Annotated in this window: 16 protein-coding genes; 7 read left to right on the forward strand and 9 right to left on the reverse strand. The window is 69.7% G+C overall.

Translation table 11 applies throughout. The features are described from left to right. Positions 1-48: 48 nt before the first annotated feature. The 4 genes from O7617_RS11505 to O7617_RS11520 form a co-directional block, all read right to left on the reverse strand. The gene (locus tag O7617_RS11505; RefSeq protein WP_030332052.1) at positions 49-318 is read right to left on the reverse strand and encodes a DUF6458 family protein; all 270 of its coding nucleotides are present in this window, start codon (positions 316-318) and stop codon (positions 49-51) included. A 234-nt stretch (positions 319-552) separates the two neighbouring features. After that, entirely contained in the window at positions 553-2409 is a 1857-nt protein-coding gene (locus tag O7617_RS11510; protein ID WP_282263395.1) for an acyl-CoA dehydrogenase, read from the reverse strand. Positions 2410-2538: 129 nt separating this feature from the next. Beyond that, a complete protein-coding gene (locus tag O7617_RS11515) occupies positions 2539-3663 on the reverse strand; it encodes a PP2C family protein-serine/threonine phosphatase (protein ID WP_282264708.1) in 1125 nt (374 codons plus the stop codon). A gap of 104 nt (positions 3664-3767) precedes the next feature. Next, positions 3768-4400 (reverse strand): septal ring lytic transglycosylase RlpA family protein, encoded by a 633-nt coding sequence (locus O7617_RS11520; protein ID WP_282263397.1) that lies wholly within the window; start codon positions 4398-4400, stop codon positions 3768-3770. Between the two features lie 189 nt (positions 4401-4589). Between O7617_RS11520 and O7617_RS11525 the strand changes: the two genes are divergently transcribed. The 3 genes from O7617_RS11525 to O7617_RS11535 are packed head-to-tail and all read left to right on the forward strand — an operon-like array spanning position 4590 to position 6712. After that, the gene (locus tag O7617_RS11525; RefSeq protein WP_282263398.1) at positions 4590-5141 is read left to right on the forward strand and encodes a phosphoribosyltransferase family protein; all 552 of its coding nucleotides are present in this window, start codon (positions 4590-4592) and stop codon (positions 5139-5141) included. Positions 5142-5174: 33 nt separating this feature from the next. After that, a complete protein-coding gene (locus O7617_RS11530) occupies positions 5175-6227 on the forward strand; it encodes a questin oxidase family protein (protein WP_282263399.1) in 1053 nt (350 codons plus the stop codon). 56 nt (positions 6228-6283) lie between these two features. Beyond that, complete coding sequence (locus O7617_RS11535; RefSeq protein ID WP_282263400.1) at positions 6284-6712, forward strand: ASCH domain-containing protein; 429 nt, start codon at positions 6284-6286, stop codon at positions 6710-6712. Positions 6713-6720: 8 nt separating this feature from the next. Here O7617_RS11535 and O7617_RS11540 read toward each other — a convergent pair whose 3' ends face one another. Beyond that, entirely contained in the window at positions 6721-7602 is an 882-nt protein-coding gene (locus O7617_RS11540; RefSeq protein WP_282263401.1) for an LLM class flavin-dependent oxidoreductase, read from the reverse strand. Positions 7603-7747: 145 nt separating this feature from the next. Here O7617_RS11540 and O7617_RS11545 point away from each other — a divergent pair, with 145 nt between their 5' ends. Next, positions 7748-8449 carry a dihydrofolate reductase family protein gene (locus tag O7617_RS11545; protein ID WP_282263402.1) on the forward strand — a complete coding sequence of 234 codons (702 nt, stop codon included), beginning with the start codon at positions 7748-7750 and terminating at the stop codon, positions 8447-8449. Beyond that, complete coding sequence (locus O7617_RS11550; protein WP_282263406.1) at positions 8446-9120, forward strand: dihydrofolate reductase family protein; 675 nt, start codon at positions 8446-8448, stop codon at positions 9118-9120. The genes O7617_RS11545 and O7617_RS11550 overlap by 4 nt, the downstream gene beginning before the upstream one ends. Positions 9121-9191: 71 nt before the next feature. On the opposite strand, the gene O7617_RS11555 is transcribed toward O7617_RS11550, so the two are convergent. After that, the gene (locus tag O7617_RS11555; protein ID WP_282263407.1) at positions 9192-9560 is read right to left on the reverse strand and encodes a VOC family protein; all 369 of its coding nucleotides are present in this window, start codon (positions 9558-9560) and stop codon (positions 9192-9194) included. 156 nt (positions 9561-9716) lie between these two features. Here O7617_RS11555 and O7617_RS11560 point away from each other — a divergent pair, with 156 nt between their 5' ends. Next, positions 9717-10661, forward strand: a complete 945-nt coding sequence (locus O7617_RS11560) for an ATP-binding cassette domain-containing protein (protein ID WP_282263409.1) — start codon at positions 9717-9719, stop codon at positions 10659-10661. Then, positions 10658-11407, forward strand: a complete 750-nt coding sequence (locus O7617_RS11565) for an ABC transporter permease (protein WP_282263410.1) — start codon at positions 10658-10660, stop codon at positions 11405-11407. The genes O7617_RS11560 and O7617_RS11565 overlap by 4 nt, the downstream gene beginning before the upstream one ends. Here the strand turns inward: O7617_RS11565 and O7617_RS11570 are convergent. From O7617_RS11570 to O7617_RS11580, 3 genes are all read right to left on the reverse strand, one after another. After that, complete coding sequence (locus tag O7617_RS11570; RefSeq protein ID WP_282263412.1) at positions 11391-14528, reverse strand: BTAD domain-containing putative transcriptional regulator; 3138 nt, start codon at positions 14526-14528, stop codon at positions 11391-11393. The two genes, O7617_RS11565 and O7617_RS11570, sit on opposite strands and share 17 nt — an antisense overlap. Positions 14529-15045: 517 nt before the next feature. Continuing rightward, positions 15046-15645, reverse strand: a complete 600-nt coding sequence (locus O7617_RS11575) for a hypothetical protein (protein WP_282263413.1) — start codon at positions 15643-15645, stop codon at positions 15046-15048. 965 nt (positions 15646-16610) lie between these two features. After that, positions 16611-16970 (reverse strand): tetratricopeptide repeat protein, encoded by a 360-nt coding sequence (locus tag O7617_RS11580; protein WP_282263415.1) that lies wholly within the window; start codon positions 16968-16970, stop codon positions 16611-16613. Positions 16971-16997: the final 27 nt, after the last annotated feature.

Below are 16997 nucleotides of genomic sequence, written 5' to 3' on the forward strand. Positions count from 1 at the left end.
CCCGCCGGTCATCGGCGGGTGGCTCAGGGGTACGCGCCCAGGTCGTGCTCAGGACGGCGGGGCGGTCGGTGGAGGCGGATCCGGCGGCGGCGGCATCATCGCGGTGGGATGAGAGAGCCGGTTCTCCTCCACGATGAGGGTCCGGGCCCGCTTACGCCGGTCCTGCCAGAACCAGAGCGTGGTCAGCAGTACGGCCAGCCCGGCCAGGATGAAAACCCAGCCGACCGCCCGCACATCGATCCACCAGACGTTGGCTCTCAGCGCGAAGGTCAGGATCGCGCCGATCGCGATGAGAAAGATGCCGCTTCCTACACCCATGTGCGCTGCACTCCCCCGTGCGGTGGCTCTGGGCGTTCCCTTTCGAGGTCACGCGACGGTTACCCGCCACACAGCCGGCATACCCGGCCGGGCGGGCCACATACGTGCCGTGGCGGCTCGGCAGGCGCTACCACCGGAAACGGCGGCGGCCGGCGAGGCAGGTAGCCCTCGCCGGCCGTCGGTGCCGACCCCGGGTGGTGCGGACCCGGGACCGTCAGCCGTGCCGTGGCACGGTCAGAAGGCCTCCTCCGGGAGGTCCATGATGTCGAGGTCGGCACCCTCGATGATCCGCCGGTCGGCGCCGATGCGGGGCAGCACCTCGCGGGCGAAGAAACGGGCAGCGGCCACCTTGCCGGTGTAGAACGCCTTGTCGCTGTTGGAGACCTCGCCGGCCAGGGCCTTCAGCGCCACGTCGGCCTGCCGCTGGAGCAGCCAGCCGACGACCAGGTCACCGATCGCCAGCAGGAAGCGGCGGCTGCTGAGGCCGACCTTGTAGAGCGCCCGGGTGTCGCCACCCTGCGCCTCGCCCAGCCAGCCGGTCATCACGCCGAGGATGTTCTGAACCTCGGTCAGCGCCTTACCGAGCGCCTGCCGCTCCTCCTTGAGCTGGCCGTTGCCCGCCTCGGAGGAGATGAACTCCTGGATCTCGCCGGCTACCGCCATCAGCGCCTTGCCGTTGTCCCGGACGATCTTGCGGAAGATCAGGTCCAGGCTCTGGATGGCGGTGGTGCCCTCGTACAGAGTGTCGATCTTGGCGTCGCGGACGTACTGCTCCAACGGGTAGTCCTGGAGGAACCCGGAACCGCCGAAGGTCTGCAACGACTCGTGCCCGAGCAGCTCGTAGGCCCGCTCCGACCCGACGCCCTTCACCAGCGGCAGCAGCAGGTCGTTGACCCGCTTGGCCAGCTTGGTGGCCTTCTCGTCGCCGGCCGCCTCGGCGATCGCGACCTTGTCCTGCCAGGAGGCGGTGTAGAGGACCAGAGCACGAAGACCCTCGGCGTACGACTTCTGCAGCAGCAGCGAGCGACGCACGTCCGGGTGGTGGGTGATGGTGACCCGAGGCGCGGCCTTGTCCGCCTGCTGGATCAGGTCGGCGCCCTGCACCCGGCTCTTCGCGTACTCCAGGGCGTTGAGGTAGCCGGTGGAGAGGGTGGCGATGGCCTTGGTGCCGACGAGCATCCGCGCGTACTCGATGATCATGAACATCTGCCGGATGCCGTCGTGCTTGTCACCGAGCAGCCAACCCTTGGCCGGTACGCCGTGCTCGCCGAAGGTCAGCTCGCAGGTGTTGGAGACCTTCAGGCCCATTTTGTGCTCGACGTTGGTGGTGTAGACGCCGTTGCGCTCACCCAGCTCGCCGGTGGTCTCGTCGAAGTGGAACTTCGGCACCACGAAGAGCGACAGGCCCTTGGTGCCGGGGCCACCGACGCCCTCCACGCCGACCGGGCGGGCCAGCACGTAGTGCACGATGTTGTCGCTCAGGTCGTGCTCGCCCGAGGTGATGAAGCGCTTCACGCCCTCGATGTGCCAGGACCCGTCGGGCTGCTGCGTCGCGCGGGCGCGGCCGGCGCCCACGTCCGAACCGGCGTCCGGCTCGGTGAGCACCATCGTGGAGCCCCACTGCTTGTCGATGAAGAGCTTGGCCCACTGCTTCTGCCGGGCGGTGCCCTCGACGTGCAGCACGTGCGCGAACGACGGGCCGGAGGCGTACATCCAGATGGGGGCGTTCGAGCCGAGCACCAGCTCGGCGAGCGCCCACCAGAGGGCCCGTGGCGCGTTGGTGCCACCCAGCTCCGGCGGGAGGTCGAGGCGCCAGAACTCGGAGTCCATGAATGCCTGGTACGACTTCTTGAACGACGCCGGCAACGGCGCGGTGTGCGTGGCCGGGTCGAACACCGGCGGGTTGCGGTCACTGTCGGTGTAGCTGGCGGCAAGGTCCTCGCGAGCGAGGCGGTCGAGCTCGGCGAGGAAGCTGCGGGCGGTGTCGGCGTCGAGCTCCGAGTACGGCTCCTGGCCGAAAGCCCGGTCCGCACCGAAGACCTCGAACAGGTTGAACTCAAGGTCCCGCAGGTTGCTCTTGTAGTGGGTCATGCTCGCTGGCCCCGCTTCCGGACAGTGTTACCGATCAGTAACCCCAACTGTATTACTCGCGGGTAGCCAGCGACAAGCGGATCACCCGAGTGACGGCGATTACACATCTGCGGTGCCGGGTGGGCGGAATCAGCCCTCGGTGGCACCGACCTCCCAGCTCGGGACGGCCGCGGCCGCGCCGGTACGGGCACCGACGTACTCCATCAGCACCAGCGCGATGTCGTCGTCCAGACGGCCGTGGACCCACTCGATCAGAGCGGTCTCCAGTGAGGCCAGCCCGTTGGCGACCGTGCCGTGGCCGAGCAGCCGCCAGGCCCGGTCGGCGGTGGGGAAGAACTCGCCGTCCCGCCGCGCCTCGCCGAGCCCGTCGGTGAACAGCAGCAGCCGGTCACCGGGCTCCAGTCGTTCGACCCGGGGACGGACCACCGGCATGAACCCCAGCGGAGGAGCCGGGGCCGGCGGTTCCAGCGGGATCACCGCGCCACGCCGCAGCAGCAGGGGCGGCGGGTGTCCACAGTTGACGATGGTGAGCGTGCCGCCGCGTTCCTCGACCAGCGCCGCCGTCACGAAGTCCTCGTCACCGACGTTGCGGGCGACCGCGCGGTCCAGGTCGGCGACGACGGCGCGCAGGTCGGCCCGCTCGTACGCCACGTGCCGGTACGAGCCGAGAACGATGCTGGCCAGCCGGACCGCGTCCAGCCCCTTGCCCCGCACGTCACCGATGATCATGCGGACGCCGTAGGGCGTGTCGATCGCCTCGTACAGGTCACCGCCGATCTCGGCGGTCGCGGTGGAGGAGATGTAGCGACCGGCGACCGCGAGGGTGCCGACCTGCGGCCCGAGCGGGCGTAGCACCGCCTGCTGAGCGACCGAGGCGAGCCTGGTCAACTCGACGATCTGCTCCGCCTGCCGCTGTCGGACCGAGGTCACCGCCACCGCCAACCCGGTGGCGAGCGCGACCCCGACCACGCTGACCGAGGTCTCCAGCGACATCTTCGGCTCGACCACGGCGAAGGCGGCCCCGACCACCGTCGCCGCGACGCCCACCCCCAGCACCACCGGCCAGGAGGCCAGTGCGGCGGCTAGGAAGGGCACGGCCGCCAGCAGCGCGACGTAGTGCGCCACCCGGCCGTCCGCCGCCTCCACCGCCGACACGATCGCGAGCAGAACGAGGGCCGCGCCGAGGCCGGCGCGGGATCCGGGGCTCAGCGGGCGACGGCCCGGCTGGAGGAATCGCGTGGATACGACTGACAGTTTGCCTGATCCTCGTGAAACGGTGAATGAACCTGACCCGTCGTCTGAGGAGGTTCTGACCGGGCGGGCCAATCCGGCGCCCGAACCGACGTCACCCGTCCCGCTCAGCCGAGGACCTCGTAGCGGACGGTGAGCGCGCCGACGTCGACGGAGGCGGTGGTGGCGAACGCGGCCCGGGAGAGGTCCAGGCAGCGGCCGTCGATGAAGGGGCCCCGGTCGTTGATCCGCACCACCACCGACTTGCCGTTGGCCGGGTTGGTCACCCGGACCTTGGTGTTGAACGGCAGCGTCTTGTGCGCGGCGGTCAGTGCGTTCGGGTTGAACGACTCACCGTTGGCGGTGAGCTGCCCGTCCGAGTAGAACGAGGCACCACACGAGCCACTGTCCAGGACCTTCGCCGCCGCCGTGGTCTTCTTGGCGGTCGGGCTCGGCTTCGGCGACGCGGTGCGGGCCTTGCTCCGGGAGGCGGCCTGCTGGGATCGGGTCGCCGACGGGCTGGCAGACGCACTCGGGGACGCGCTGGCACTCGGCGAGGCGGCCGGCGAGCCGGGGGCGAGGCTGCCGGCGGCCGTGGTCGGGGTGAGGTCGAGGGTCGTCTGCCCCGACTGGGCGGAGCCGGAGGTCAGCTGCACGGCACCGAACGTGCCCCCGACGGCGAGGGCGACGCCGACCGCCGCGGTGGCCACGATGCCCGCCGGAGAGGAGAAGATGCGGGTACGGGAGTGCCTGCCTGCCACCGGCCCGGTCCTTTCGTCGACTGAACAAACCGGGTCGGACCGTAACGAGAGAAGTACTTCCGAAGTCAACGTGATCATGGTGCTATGCCCGCATTTGCACCAGTACGTTTAGCCGATCATCCGACCCGGGGTGGGCCGGGCGGCCCGGGTGCCGCAGCGCGTCCACCGACCGTGCCGCAGGATGGGCGGATGCCCGCTGAACTGACCGAACGCCTGGCCGCCCTGTTCCGGTGGATCGACCCCGGGCCGGGCACGAGTCACCTGGTCAGCGACATCTCCGGTTGGTGGCGGGACCCGGCGGTCCTGGCCGAACTGGGGCCGGCCCTGGTCGCGCCGTACCGGGCCACCCGGCCGACGGTGGTGCTCGCCCCGGCGGTCACCGGCCTGCTGCTCGGGCCCCTGGCCGCCACCGCGCTCGGGGTCGGCTTCGTGGCCGCCCACAAACCCGGCGACGGGCGACTGCCGGCCGGGCCGCTCACCTGGGCGCAGAGCCCACCGGACTATCGGGGCCGGCAGGTCGACCTGGCCGTACGGGACCGCCACCTCGGCCCCGGCGACCGGGTGCTGATGGTGGACGACTGGGTGCGTACCGGCGCGCAACTCCGCGCCCTCCACGACATCTGCGCCGCACGGGGCGCCGAGGTGCTGGGCGCCGCCGTGGTGGCCGTCGACTGCCCGCCCGCGATCGCGGCCGAGTTACGGATCACCGGCCTGATCGACGCCGCGGATCTGCCGTGTTGACCTCAAGCACGGTTCAGCTCCGACGATCGACTCATGAGCGACGGAACTCTCGACGAGGCATACGAACGACTGCACCGGACCGGCCCCGAATTCGAGGGGTGGCTCTCGAACCACGGGCCGATGGCCGTCGAGGCGCTGGCCCGAGACGGGCACCAGCAGCGGGTACACCGCTGGCTCGACGACTACCTCGGCCGACTCGACGAGTTGCCCCGAGGGCTGCACCCGATCACCGACTGGCGGAGCGCGCTGGGTGACGCGAAGCGGGCCGGTGACTGGCTGGCGTACTTCGACCGGCAACTGCGCGAACACCCGTGGCGCGACGTGCTCGGGACCTGGTGGCCCCGACTGCTGCCGGGTATCGCCGCAGGTGCCACCCACGGGGTGATCCGGGTCGGGCACGCCGTACGCGCGCTCGAAACGGACGACCAGACCCCGCCGCGGCTCACCGAGCTGGGCCAGGCCCTCGGCTACTGGGCCGCGCGTTGGCAGCCGGTCCCGGGCGCCGGCCGGATGCCCGCCGACCGCTCCGTCGACCAATCCGCAGGCCCGGAGCAGATGGATGTGGACGCGGCACTGGCCGGTCTACCCCGGATCGACGACCAGAGCGGGGGCGTCCGTGATCGGTTGGGACGGCTGCCTGGCGTACCCCGATGGGAACCGGCGCTCGCGGCGCTGCGCCCCGCGCGGAGCCCGGCCGAGGCGGAAAAGGGGCTCACCGCGTTGGTGCACCGCGCCGGTCTGAACTACCTGCGCTTCGGGCACGCCGAGCCGGTGATGCTGGTGCACGCGGTCACCGCGCCGACCGCCGTGCTGCGTACCCTGCCGGCTCTGGACCGGGCGCTGTGGGCGCCGAGCCTCGCCGCGGCCTGGGCCGCGACGGCGGCCATGACCTCGGTGTACGCCCCAGCCGACGGCATCGCGCCGCCTCTCGTGACCGCCGCGACCCCGGCGGAGGTCTTCGCCCGGGCGGCTCGGCACGGCGACGCACACGTGGTGAAGTTGGCCGACGCGGTGCTCGACGCGCACGCGGCCAGTGGCGACGACCGCCTCCTCGCCACCCCCGGCTACGCGGGGCAGCTGATCTGACCGGGCCGGGCAGAATGCGGCGGCGGTGCGGGGCGCACTGGCCTAGCCTCGGCAGGATGTGGCCTCGGATCGGTGAACTGCGCACCCTCGCCCTCGGCACCCCCGGCGAGCTGCGGACGACCCTCAACACCCTCGTGCTGGCCGGTGTGAAGACCGCGACGGCCGGTCGGCTCGCCGAGTACGCGGAGGAGGGCGAGGAGTTGGAGCACGTCGGCGAACGGCTGGCCCTGATCGACGACGACGCGCTGGTCGGCGTCGTGGAGATCACCGGAGTCGAGGTGGTCCGCTTCGCCGACGTGCCATGGGAGTTCGCCCAGGCCGAGGGCGAGGGGGACCGGTCGATCGAGGAGTGGCGGGCCGGGCACTCCGCCTACTGGGCGCGGCTCGGCACACCTGTGGACGCCGACAGCCCGATCGTCTGCCTACGCCTGCGGCTGGTCTCCGGCGGCGAGGGCGGCGTGGCCGGCGGCGACCTCGGCACCTGACGACCGGCTCAGCCGCGCAGCTCCGGGAGCAGTCGGGTCGCCACGTCCGCCAGCACGGTCTCGTCGCCCGCGTACCAGCTGCTGGCCCTCGGCCAGTGCGTCACCACGTCAGTGAAGCCCAGGTCGGCGGCCCGCCCGACCTGGTCGGCGAAGAACTGCGCGCTGCTGAGCGAGAACACCGGCGCGGAGTCCATCGAGAGGTAACGGTCCAGGGTCGCCGGATCCCGGCCGGCCTCGTCCAGCGAGCGGTCCATCCGCGCCGACAACGCCGACACGCTGCCCCACCAGCTCTCCAGGTCGTCGTCGTCACCGGTGCCGGTGGTCACCCAACCCTGGCCGAACCGGGTCACCAGCCGCATCGACCGCGGCCCGTTGGCGGCCACCACGAACGGCACCCGGGGCTGCTGCACACAGCCGGGATTGTTGCGGGCGTCCACCGCGGCGAACCAGTCACCACGCCAGGTCGTGCCGTCCTCGCGCAGGATCAGATCCAGCAGTTCGGCGAACTCGGCGAACCGGTCGACGCGCCGACGCGGTGGCAGAGTCTCGCCGCCGAGCACAGCCGAGTCGAAGCCGATGCCACCCGCACCGAGGCCGAGCAGCAACCGACCGTCGGAGACGTCGTCCACAGTGGTGATCTGCCGGGCGAACGCGGCGGGGTGCCGGAAGTTCGGCGACGCCACCAGGGTGCCCAGCCGGATCCGGGAGGTGACCGTCGCGGCGGCGGTCAACGTGGCCATCGAGTCGAACCACGGACCGTCGACCAGGTCCCGCCAACCCAGGTGGTCGTACGTCCAGGCGTGGTCGAACCCCCACTCCTCGACCTGCCGCCACCGACGCTGCGCCTCCGACCACCGCTGGTCCGGGAGGATCACGATGCCAATCCGCATGATCGCCAGCCTAGACCGGGGCACCACCGGGGGCCCGAAAGTGACGTGGATCACACTCCCCTCCGGTAGGGCTGTCGCGTCCGGCTCCGACCCTTCGGCGAGCGGCACCTGCACAGGTGTCCATCCGAGGAGAGGACCAAGCGCGATGACGAAGGTGACCGCACAGCTGTCGGTGTCGGTGGACGGGTTCTACGCCGGCCCACGGTTCGACGGCGACGGCGACTGGATGGACTCGGCGGAGAGCGCCGGGTTCTTCCGGGTCACCCGCTGGGTGACCGAGGTGTCGGCGTGGCGTGAACGACAGGGCTTCACCGGTGGCGAGCAGGACACCAACTCCGACGTGATCGCCGAGACGTTCGAGGCCGCCGGCGCGTACGTGATGGGACGCCGGATGGCCGACGGCGGTGAGGTGCCCTGGGGTGACGAGCCACCGTTTCGCGCACCGGTCTTCGTCGTCACCCACCGCCCCCGCGAGCGCCTGCTGCGGCAGGGAGGCACCAGCTTCACCTTCGTGACCGACGGGGTGGCCGGCGCCGTCGAGCAGGCGCGTGCCGTGGCCGGTGGCAAGAACGTCGCGGTGGCCGGAGGCGGCAGCCTGGTGCGGCAGGTCCTCAAGGCGGGTCTGCTCGACGAGTTGGAGCTGCACATCGTGCCGGTAGTGCTCGGCAGCGGCCTGCGACTGTTCGACGCGGACCTCGACCTCGCCGAGAAGGAGGCGATCGAGCTGACGCCGACCCGCGTCATCCAGACACCGGAGGTCACCCACATCCGGTACGCCGTGAACGGTCGAGCCCCGCTGATGCTCGACGATCGGGGCAGCGGCGGCGGTCCGACGGTGACCAGGTGACACGGTTGATCCAGGAGGAGACGAAGATGCCGCAACTGCTGCGGGTGCAGTGCTTCAACGTTTCGCGGGACGGGTTCGGCACCGGAGAGGGGCAGAGCCTGGAACGGCCCTTCGGCCACGCCGACCCGACTCCGCTGTTCTCCTGGCGGTCCGCCACCGCCAGCTTCGTGTACCGCACCGAGCCCGGTGGCACCCGGGGCCTGGACGACTACCTGACCCGGGACGCCGAGTGCAACATCGGTGCGGAGATCATGGGTCGCAACAAGTTCGGCCCACAGCGTGGCCCCTGGGAGAACCACGACTGGCAGGGCTGGTGGGGGGACGACCCGCCGTTCCACACGCCGGTCTTCGTGCTCACCCACCACGTACGTCCGTCGTTCACCCTGGCCGACACCACGTTCCACTTCCTCGACGCCAGCCCGGCCGAGGCACTGGCCCGGGCGAAGCAGGCAGCCGACGGCCGGGACGTACGCCTCGGTGGTGGGGTGGCCACCATCCGCGATTTCCTCGACGCGGACCTGGTCGACACGATGCACATCGCCGTCGCGCCCGTCGACCTCGAGCGGGGCGAGCGGTTGTGGGACAGCCCCGACGATCTCCTCGACCGCTTCCACCGGGAGTCGGTGCCCAGCGCCAGCGGAGTCACCCATCTCCTCTTCTGGCGACGATGATCGGCGACGCGGGTTGATCGCCAAAGATCGTGGAAGTTTCCGTCACGTCGTGACGGAAACTGTCCACCATCCTAGGGCAGGCGGGACAGCACCAGCATGCGATTGCCGTCGGGGTCCATGACTCGGGCGGACCGTTCGCCCCACGGCTGGTCGACAGGCTCCTCGGTGACCGTCGCACCACCCGATCGCAGGGCGGTCACGGCGGCGTCGCAGTCGTCGGCGTAGACGCACAGCTCCCACCGGTGCGAGTGCGCCGGATCGCCGGCGTCCGGGTCGGCGGCCAGGCCCAACTCGCTGTTGCCCAGGCGCAGCGCGACGAACTCCGGTTCGCCGTCCTCGGGGAACCGGTAGGTCAGCTCGAAGCCGACCACGTCGCGGTAGAACCCGATCAGTCGTGGCAGGTCAGGTGTCGTCACGATCGGAAACGCCTCGGTGAACACGGACCACCTCCACGCCGGACAGTAGCCGCGTCGGAGCCGGGGTGGAACCACCACGGTCGATCCCGGCGCTGTCGTCACCTGGTCGGATATCCGTGTCAGTGGTCGTGTCAGAGCCGCGTCAGGGGGGTGACAGACCGGCCGCCGATGGTAGACCGCATGACGAGTTCAGCGATTGCGGTCTCCGGACTGCGGAAGGCCTACAAGGACAAGGTCGTGCTCGACGGCATCGACCTGGACGTCCCGACGGGCACCATCTTCTCCCTACTCGGCCCGAACGGGGCCGGCAAGACGACGACGGTGAACGTGCTCACCACGTTGGTGAAAGCCGACGGTGGGACCGTACGCGTCGCCGGACACGACGCCGCCACCCAGGCCAAGGCCGTCCGTGCGGCGATCGGAGTCACCGGCCAGTTCGCGGCGGTGGACGAGTTGCTGACCGGTCGGGAGAACCTCCAACTGATGGTGGATCTCAGCCCGGTACCGGCCAAGGACGGCAAGCGGATCGTCACTGAGCTACTGGAACGGTTCGACCTGACGGAGTCGGCGCAGAAGCCGGCGTCGACCTACTCCGGGGGGATGCGCCGCAAGTTGGATCTGGCGATGACCCTCGTCGGCGACCCACGGATCATCTTCCTCGACGAGCCGACGACGGGTCTGGACCCGCGCAGCCGACGCACGATGTGGTCGATCATCCGCGACCTCGTCGCCGACGGGGTGACGATCTTCCTCACCACGCAGTACCTCGAAGAGGCCGACCAGCTCGCCGACCGGATCGCCGTACTCGACCAGGGTCGTCTGGTCGCCCAGGGCACGCCCGACGAACTCAAGCGCCAGATCCCCGGCACCCACGTCCGGCTCCGGTTCGCCACCGTCGCGGAACTCGACGCGGCCGCCCGGGTGCTCGGCGACTCCACTCGGGACGACGAGGCACTGGCCCTGAGGGTGCCCAGCGACGGCGGGACGGCCTCGCTGCGCGCCCTGCTGGACCGACTCGACGAGTACGCGATCAGTGCCGAGGGGTTCTCCGTGCAGACGCCGGACCTCGATGACGTCTTCCTCGCCCTGACGGGCACCCGCACCCAGGAGGTAGCAGCGAAATGAGCGCCAAGTCCCACTCGATCGTCATGTTGCGCCGCAACTTCAAGCACATCGCCCGCAACCCGACCTCGGTGTTCAACGCGGTGCTGATGCCCATCGTCATCATGCTGATGTTCGTGTACATGTTCGGCGACGCCTTCAGCGTCGGTGTCGACTACATCGACTACGCGACTCCCGGCCTGATGCTGCTGGCGGTCTGCTACGGGCTGGGAGCCACCGCGACCGCGGTGAACTCCGACATGACGAAGGGCATCATCAACCGGTTCAAGGTCATGCACGTCTCCCGGGGCGCGGTGCTGACCGGTCACGTCGTCGCCAGTGTGCTGACCAACCTGGTCGCCATCGCAGCCCTCGTCGGGGTGGCGTTCCTGCTCGGATTCAGCCCGTCGGCGACTCTCCTCGGCTGGCTCGGCGCGATCGGCGTCATCGTGCTGCTCGGCTTCGCCGCAGGCTGGCTCACCGTCGCGCTGGGCCTGTCGGCGAAGTCGCCGGAGACCGCCGGGCTGGCCTCCGTACCGCTGGTCATGCTGCCGTTCTTCAGCAGCGCGATCGTGCCCGCCGACAAGATGGGTCCCGGGCTTCGGGAATTCGCCGAATACCAGCCCTTCACGCCGATCATCGAGACCCTGCGCGGTTTCCTGAACGGCACGCCGTCCGCCGGCGACGTGATCCCCGCCCTCGTCTGGTGCGTCGCCATCGCGCTCGTCGGCTACCTGTGGGCGCGGTCCACGTTCACGAAGCGAGCGTGACCGCGACCAACTCTTTCCAGTGCGACCGAGTGCCCTCCAGCGCCGCCTCTGCGAAACCCCCATCGCCGAGGCGGCGCCGCACTGTCTGCTCGATCCGGACCGCGTCCGGGTGGGAACGATCCGGCCGTCCGCGTACGGCGGTGCTCGCCGCGAGCAGCCGCGCGGCCTGGTCGACCTGGTCACGCCGCAGGGCCAGGTCCGCGACTCCGACGAGCACCTGCGCGATCGTCGGCGCGTGCCCCGTCTCGGCCGCCGCCGCGCAGGCCGAGGAGCGCTGCCGGCGGACCTCGTCGAGGTCGTCGGCGACGTACCCGAGCAGGTCGTACGTCACCACCCGGATGTGTGCCTGTCCGGCCTCGTCGCGCAACAGGCCGGCCGCGACGTCGATCTGCCGGACCACCTCCTCGGCATCGCCACGCCAACGGGCGAGTTCCGCCTGCGACAGCGCCAACATGGCCAGCGCGCCGGGCCAGGTGACCCGTCTCGCGTACCGCCGCGCCTCGGCCAGCGCCGACGCGCTGGCCTCCTCGTCGCCCAACAGCCAGTACAGCTGAGCCTGTCGCGAGCGCATCCGGATGACGTCCTCGACGGTGCCGACCTCGGTCACCACCGCGATCGCCTCGTCGTAGTAACCACAGGCACTGGCGAACTCGCCGCGTACGGCGATCAGCTCCGCCAACTCGGTCAGGGCGAACGAGATCCCGAACCGGTCGCCGAGGGCCTGGAACTCGGCGAGCGCCGACTCGAAACACGCGTCCACCTCCGGCCCGTGCCGGCCGAGAAGGATCCGCATCTTGCCCAGTTGCAGCCGCGCCAGCGCGCGTACCCAGGGATCCTGCTCGTCGAGCAGTGGCTCCCACGCGGCCAGGATCGCGTCCGGAGCCCGCAGCATCCGTTCCAGCGGAACGACGAGCGCCACGCCCGGGTGGCTGCCGCGACTGCCTCGGCTGACCTCGTACGCCCGGTGAATCCACTCCGCGGCCTGGCGCTCGTCGCCCGGCCCGGAGTTCAGGAAGAGCACGACGAGTGCGTACACGGTGGCCCGGATCTCGTCGCTCACCTCGCCGGGCACCTCGGTGGCCGCCGTGACCAGCTCCATGCCCTCGGTCCGGTGACCGCCGAGCCACCAGTACCAGCCGGCGCCCGCGGCCAGCCGCATCGCCGCGTCCGCCTCACCGGCGGCGAGCGCGCCGCGCATCGCGGAAGCGATGTTGTCGTGTTCGGGTTCGAGGGTGGCAAGCCAGCTCACCTGGTCGGCGCGGCGAAGGTGCGGCTCCGCCGCCTCGGTGAGGGCGGTGAAGTAGGCCAGATGTGCGTGGCGCGCGCGATCCGATTCACCGGCCTCGGCGAGCCGCTGCGCGGCGTACTCCCTGATCGTGCCGAGCATCCGGTAGCGCGGAGCCTCGTCGCCCTCGGCGATCAGCAGTGACTTCTCGGCGAGCGCGGTGAGCAGTTCGAGCATCTCCTCCCGCTCGACCACGTCGTCGGCGCAGACCCGTTCGGCAGCTTCCAGACCGACCCCGCCGGAGAACACCGACAGCCGGCGCAGGACCGCCCGCTCGGCGTCGGTCAGCAGCTCCCAACTCCAGTCCACGACGGCGCGCAGCGTTCGATGCCGGGGCAACGCGGTGCGGCTGCCGCCGGTCAACAGTCGGAAGCGGTCGTCGAGCCGCCTGGCGAGCTGGTCGACGGACATCGTGCGCAACCGGGCCGCCGCCAGTTCGATCGCCAGCGGCATCCCGTCCAGCGCCCGACACACCCGCGCCATCGTCGCCGACGTGTGGGCGTCGACCGCCAGGTCCCTGCGCACCGCCCCCGCCCGGTCCCGCAGCAACCGGACCGCGGGAGAGGACTCGATCTCGGCCGGGTCGGCGTCGAGGGCCGGCAGGGCCAGCGGCGCGACCGGCCACAACGCCTCACCCGTAATGCCCAGCGGCTCCCGGCTCGTCGCCAGGATCCGCAGCCGCCGACACTCTCCGAGAAGCCGATGGGCGACCACCGCCGCCGACTCGATCACGTGCTCGCAGTTGTCCAGGATCAGCAGCGCCTCCCGCTCCCGGATCGCGGCGACGAGTCGATCGATCAGCTCCATGCTCGGTGCCTCGCCGAGCAGAGCATCCCGGAGCCCGAGCCCGGCGACCGTCGCCTGCACCACGTCACCGTCCGCACCGATCGCCGCAAGCTCGACCAACCAGACCCCGTCCGGCAGGTCGCCGAGCATCAGGCGCGCGGTCTCCGTGGCCAGTCGGGTCTTCCCCGAGCCGCCCGGTCCGATCAGCGTCGTGAGCCGGTGTTCGGCGACGAGCGCACCCACCTGGGCGACAGCGTCGTCCTTGCCGACGAAACTGCTCAACTCGGCCCGGAGGTTGGTCTTGCGGTTCTCCTCCCGCCGCCCCAGCTCGCCCCGCAGCAACGCCACGTGCACCGCCGACAGCTCCGGCGACGGATCGACGCCCAACGCGTCGGCCAGGGCATCGCTCGTACGCTGGTACACCAGCAGCGCCTCGTTGTCCCGACCGCTCGCGGCGAGCGCACGCATCAACAACATGACGAGCCGTTCCCGCACCGGATGCGCGGCCACCAGATCGGTCAACTCCTCGACCAGCTCCGGACCGTGCCCCAGGTCGATCTCCCCGTCGAAGCGATCCTCCACGGCGGTCAGGCGCAGCCTCTCCAGCCGGGTGACCGCCGCCTCGAACGCCGCGCTGTCGGTCACACCGACGTCCTGCATGGCCGTACCCCGCCACAGGGCGAGGGCCTCGCGGAGCCGACGGACCCGCCGCGGCCCATCGTCGTCGCGCGCCTGACCGACGAGGCGCTCGAACCGTACGGCGTCGACGAGATCGGGTGCCACAGTCAACTGGTAGCCGTCCGTCAGCCCCTCGATAGCACCGTCCGGCAGCAGCTTCCGCAACCGCGACACCAAGCGGTGCAGGGCGTTCGCCGCATCGGTGGGCGGGTTCTCACCCCAGATCCAGTCCACGAGAGTCGCCTTCGGGACCACGTGGCCCGGGCTCAGCGCGAGGGCGGTCAACAGCCCGCGCAGCCGCACGCCGGGCACGTCGGTGACGGTGCCGTCGTCGGTGCGAACCTCGAATGGACCAAGTAACCCGACCTGCACGTGGCAGATCTTGCCATGGACGTGAGAGCGACCCGCGTTGCCGAGGTCCGGCGACCGACCCACTCGGCGGCCCGCCCCCGAAGGTGTATGGATTCACCGTGTCTGCTCTACCGAGGCACGACGATCGCGGTCCGGGCGACCCGGATGGGCCAGGACGAACCTCTCCTGCGCGGCCGGCCTGACGTCGAAGGCCCTGACCGGGGCTGTCGTCCTGGTCAGGGCCTTCGCGGTGGAGCGGGTGACGGGAATCGAACCCGCACTGTCAGCTTGGGAATCACGTTGATTCACACCCTGAGTGGGCCAGGACAACTGGTAAAGGAGCACGAAGCGTTCGAGTCAAGGCCCATCTGAGTGTCAATCGTCGCCCCGTGTTAACCGCTGCATCGGGCACGTATCGGGCACGAAGCGCTGTTGCTGACTGTTTGTCGGCCGCTGTCATGATCGGAGTCGTGCAGGTACATCAGTACGTGTGCACACCTCGTTGACACCGGCCAGCAACCTGCCCGCTGGGGCCGGGTCAGTCATCGGTGTCTTCCAGCAGCCCCAACCCATTCCAATAAACCAACTTCTCGGCCTCTGATAGTCTCGTGTATACGATTACGGTTTCGCCCTTGTTTTCATTGCGCGCCACCCCGCCCAATTCGACCACTATCCAATCATCTACTGAAGCCAGCTCAACTCGCCATTCGTTGCGGCGACCCTGATACATCCTGCGAGGCAGCAATCGGGAGAGATCCCCTGTGCGCCCCCTAAGGGAGCTGTACAGCGCCACGGCCTTTAGTGCGATGTCCAGCAATTGCTCTAGCTCTTGTAGGCTTAGATCCCGCGCATTCAACTGTCGCTTCGTAGGGTCAATTTTAGGTCGCGCTCTTTTTTTGGCAATGGCTAGGGCGCGGTCGTATGAAAGTTTGACTACATCGTAGGTCAGATTCCCGACCACGCCGGCGCTTGCAGCCGCAAGTATCCACATAGTTGACGCGTAGACGAGGTTGTCTGGCGAACTGTACGTGTGCTGGGGAAGTGGCGCCTCTGTTACCTGCCGACGTAGCAGAAGCTTCCCATCTTCGGACACAATGTCATCCAAGGAGAGGTGCATGAACGGAGTTTCGTCGCTCATTCTCAAAGCCTCCTACCAGTGTTGCGTCTTTAGGAATGCATAACGACACATCGCTGATCTTCCTTGCAGGCACTTTGCAGCATAGCGAGGAAGCACACATTCCATCCCGTCTGCCGTCGACCCGCCCTCTTGGGGAGCGGGCCTCCGCCCGGCCCGCCACGTCAAGGCGGCCTTGACGCACGGTCGGACGCTGGCGGGTCGGGCGGTGGTCTGCTCGGCTTGCCCGGGTCGATGGCAGGCGGGATTGCCTACCGCAACCACCCACGGCCCGGCACCCGCCGACGGACCCCCTCCCATCCCAGAGCAGGAGCGCCCCCGCCGGAGGCGCAGTCACCGCAACCCCGCCACCGGCCGCCAGTTCGCCGACGCGGCCGGCGTGCGTCCCCCTACGCCGCGCGGGCTCGTGGCCGCGCGGCCCGGCCGGCTGCCGGCCCACCCCCACCCGGTCAAACACCGCCTGTCGTTCTGCGGCGGCCCCTTGGGCTTCCCGCTTCCGCGCCAGCCGCCGGGCGTGTTGCGTGGCCGGAGTCGGAGCGCCAGCGCAGCGACGGACGCGCGCCCAGGCGGCGGCGCGTGCGGCCCGTTCAGGGCCGCCTTGAAGACGTACAGAAAGTTCTCACCACCCGGCCGGCAGCCGGCTGCCCAGCGCATCTCTTCCGCAATGCCCTTGCGCTGAACGTTCAACGGACAGCAACAATGTAGGCGTGGCTCGTGATGACACGGATGAGGTTGGCGACGCGGAGTGGTGGACCACGTCCGACGTTGCGACCTTCCTTGGCGTGCAGGTTTCTACGATCACGAACTACCGGAAACGCCAGAAGATGCCAGCACCCGACTTGACGGTTGGCCGTACCCACATGTGGCGTCCCGCCCGCATCAGGTCATGGCAGCAGGGTCGTCCAAGACCTGGCGTCGGCGGTCGTCGTCAGTCTGACAAGCGAGATGCGAGCTAGACAGCATCGTCGTCACGCTGCCAGAGTGCGGACTTCCTCCAGGTAGGAAGCTACCTCGGCTTGCTTGCGATAGTTCTTGTCCAAGACCCCGGTGAGTTCTCGCGAGCACATCAGCAAAGACGGCAGCGACTTCCGGTCGCCGATGAGAGCCTGCCGCCCGTGAGACACTGCCGCCTCGACATCTCCTCTGCGGGCAGCAGTGACGCCGAGTGTCACTCGTGCCTCTGCGATTCGCATCGGCTTCCGGGGAATTCCGTTCTGGTCCGTTGACGAGTTGATGACCTCATTGGCGTACATCTCGGCCAAGCGGTCCTCGCCCACGATCCGATAGCAGTCCATCGCGTAGAAGTCGAACTTCGCCGGATCGACCACGAAGTGATGATCGGTGTCCTCCGGATA

This window comes from Micromonospora sp. WMMD1155, assembly GCF_029581275.1.
In the GTDB taxonomy this organism is placed as follows: domain Bacteria; phylum Actinomycetota; class Actinomycetes; order Mycobacteriales; family Micromonosporaceae; genus Micromonospora.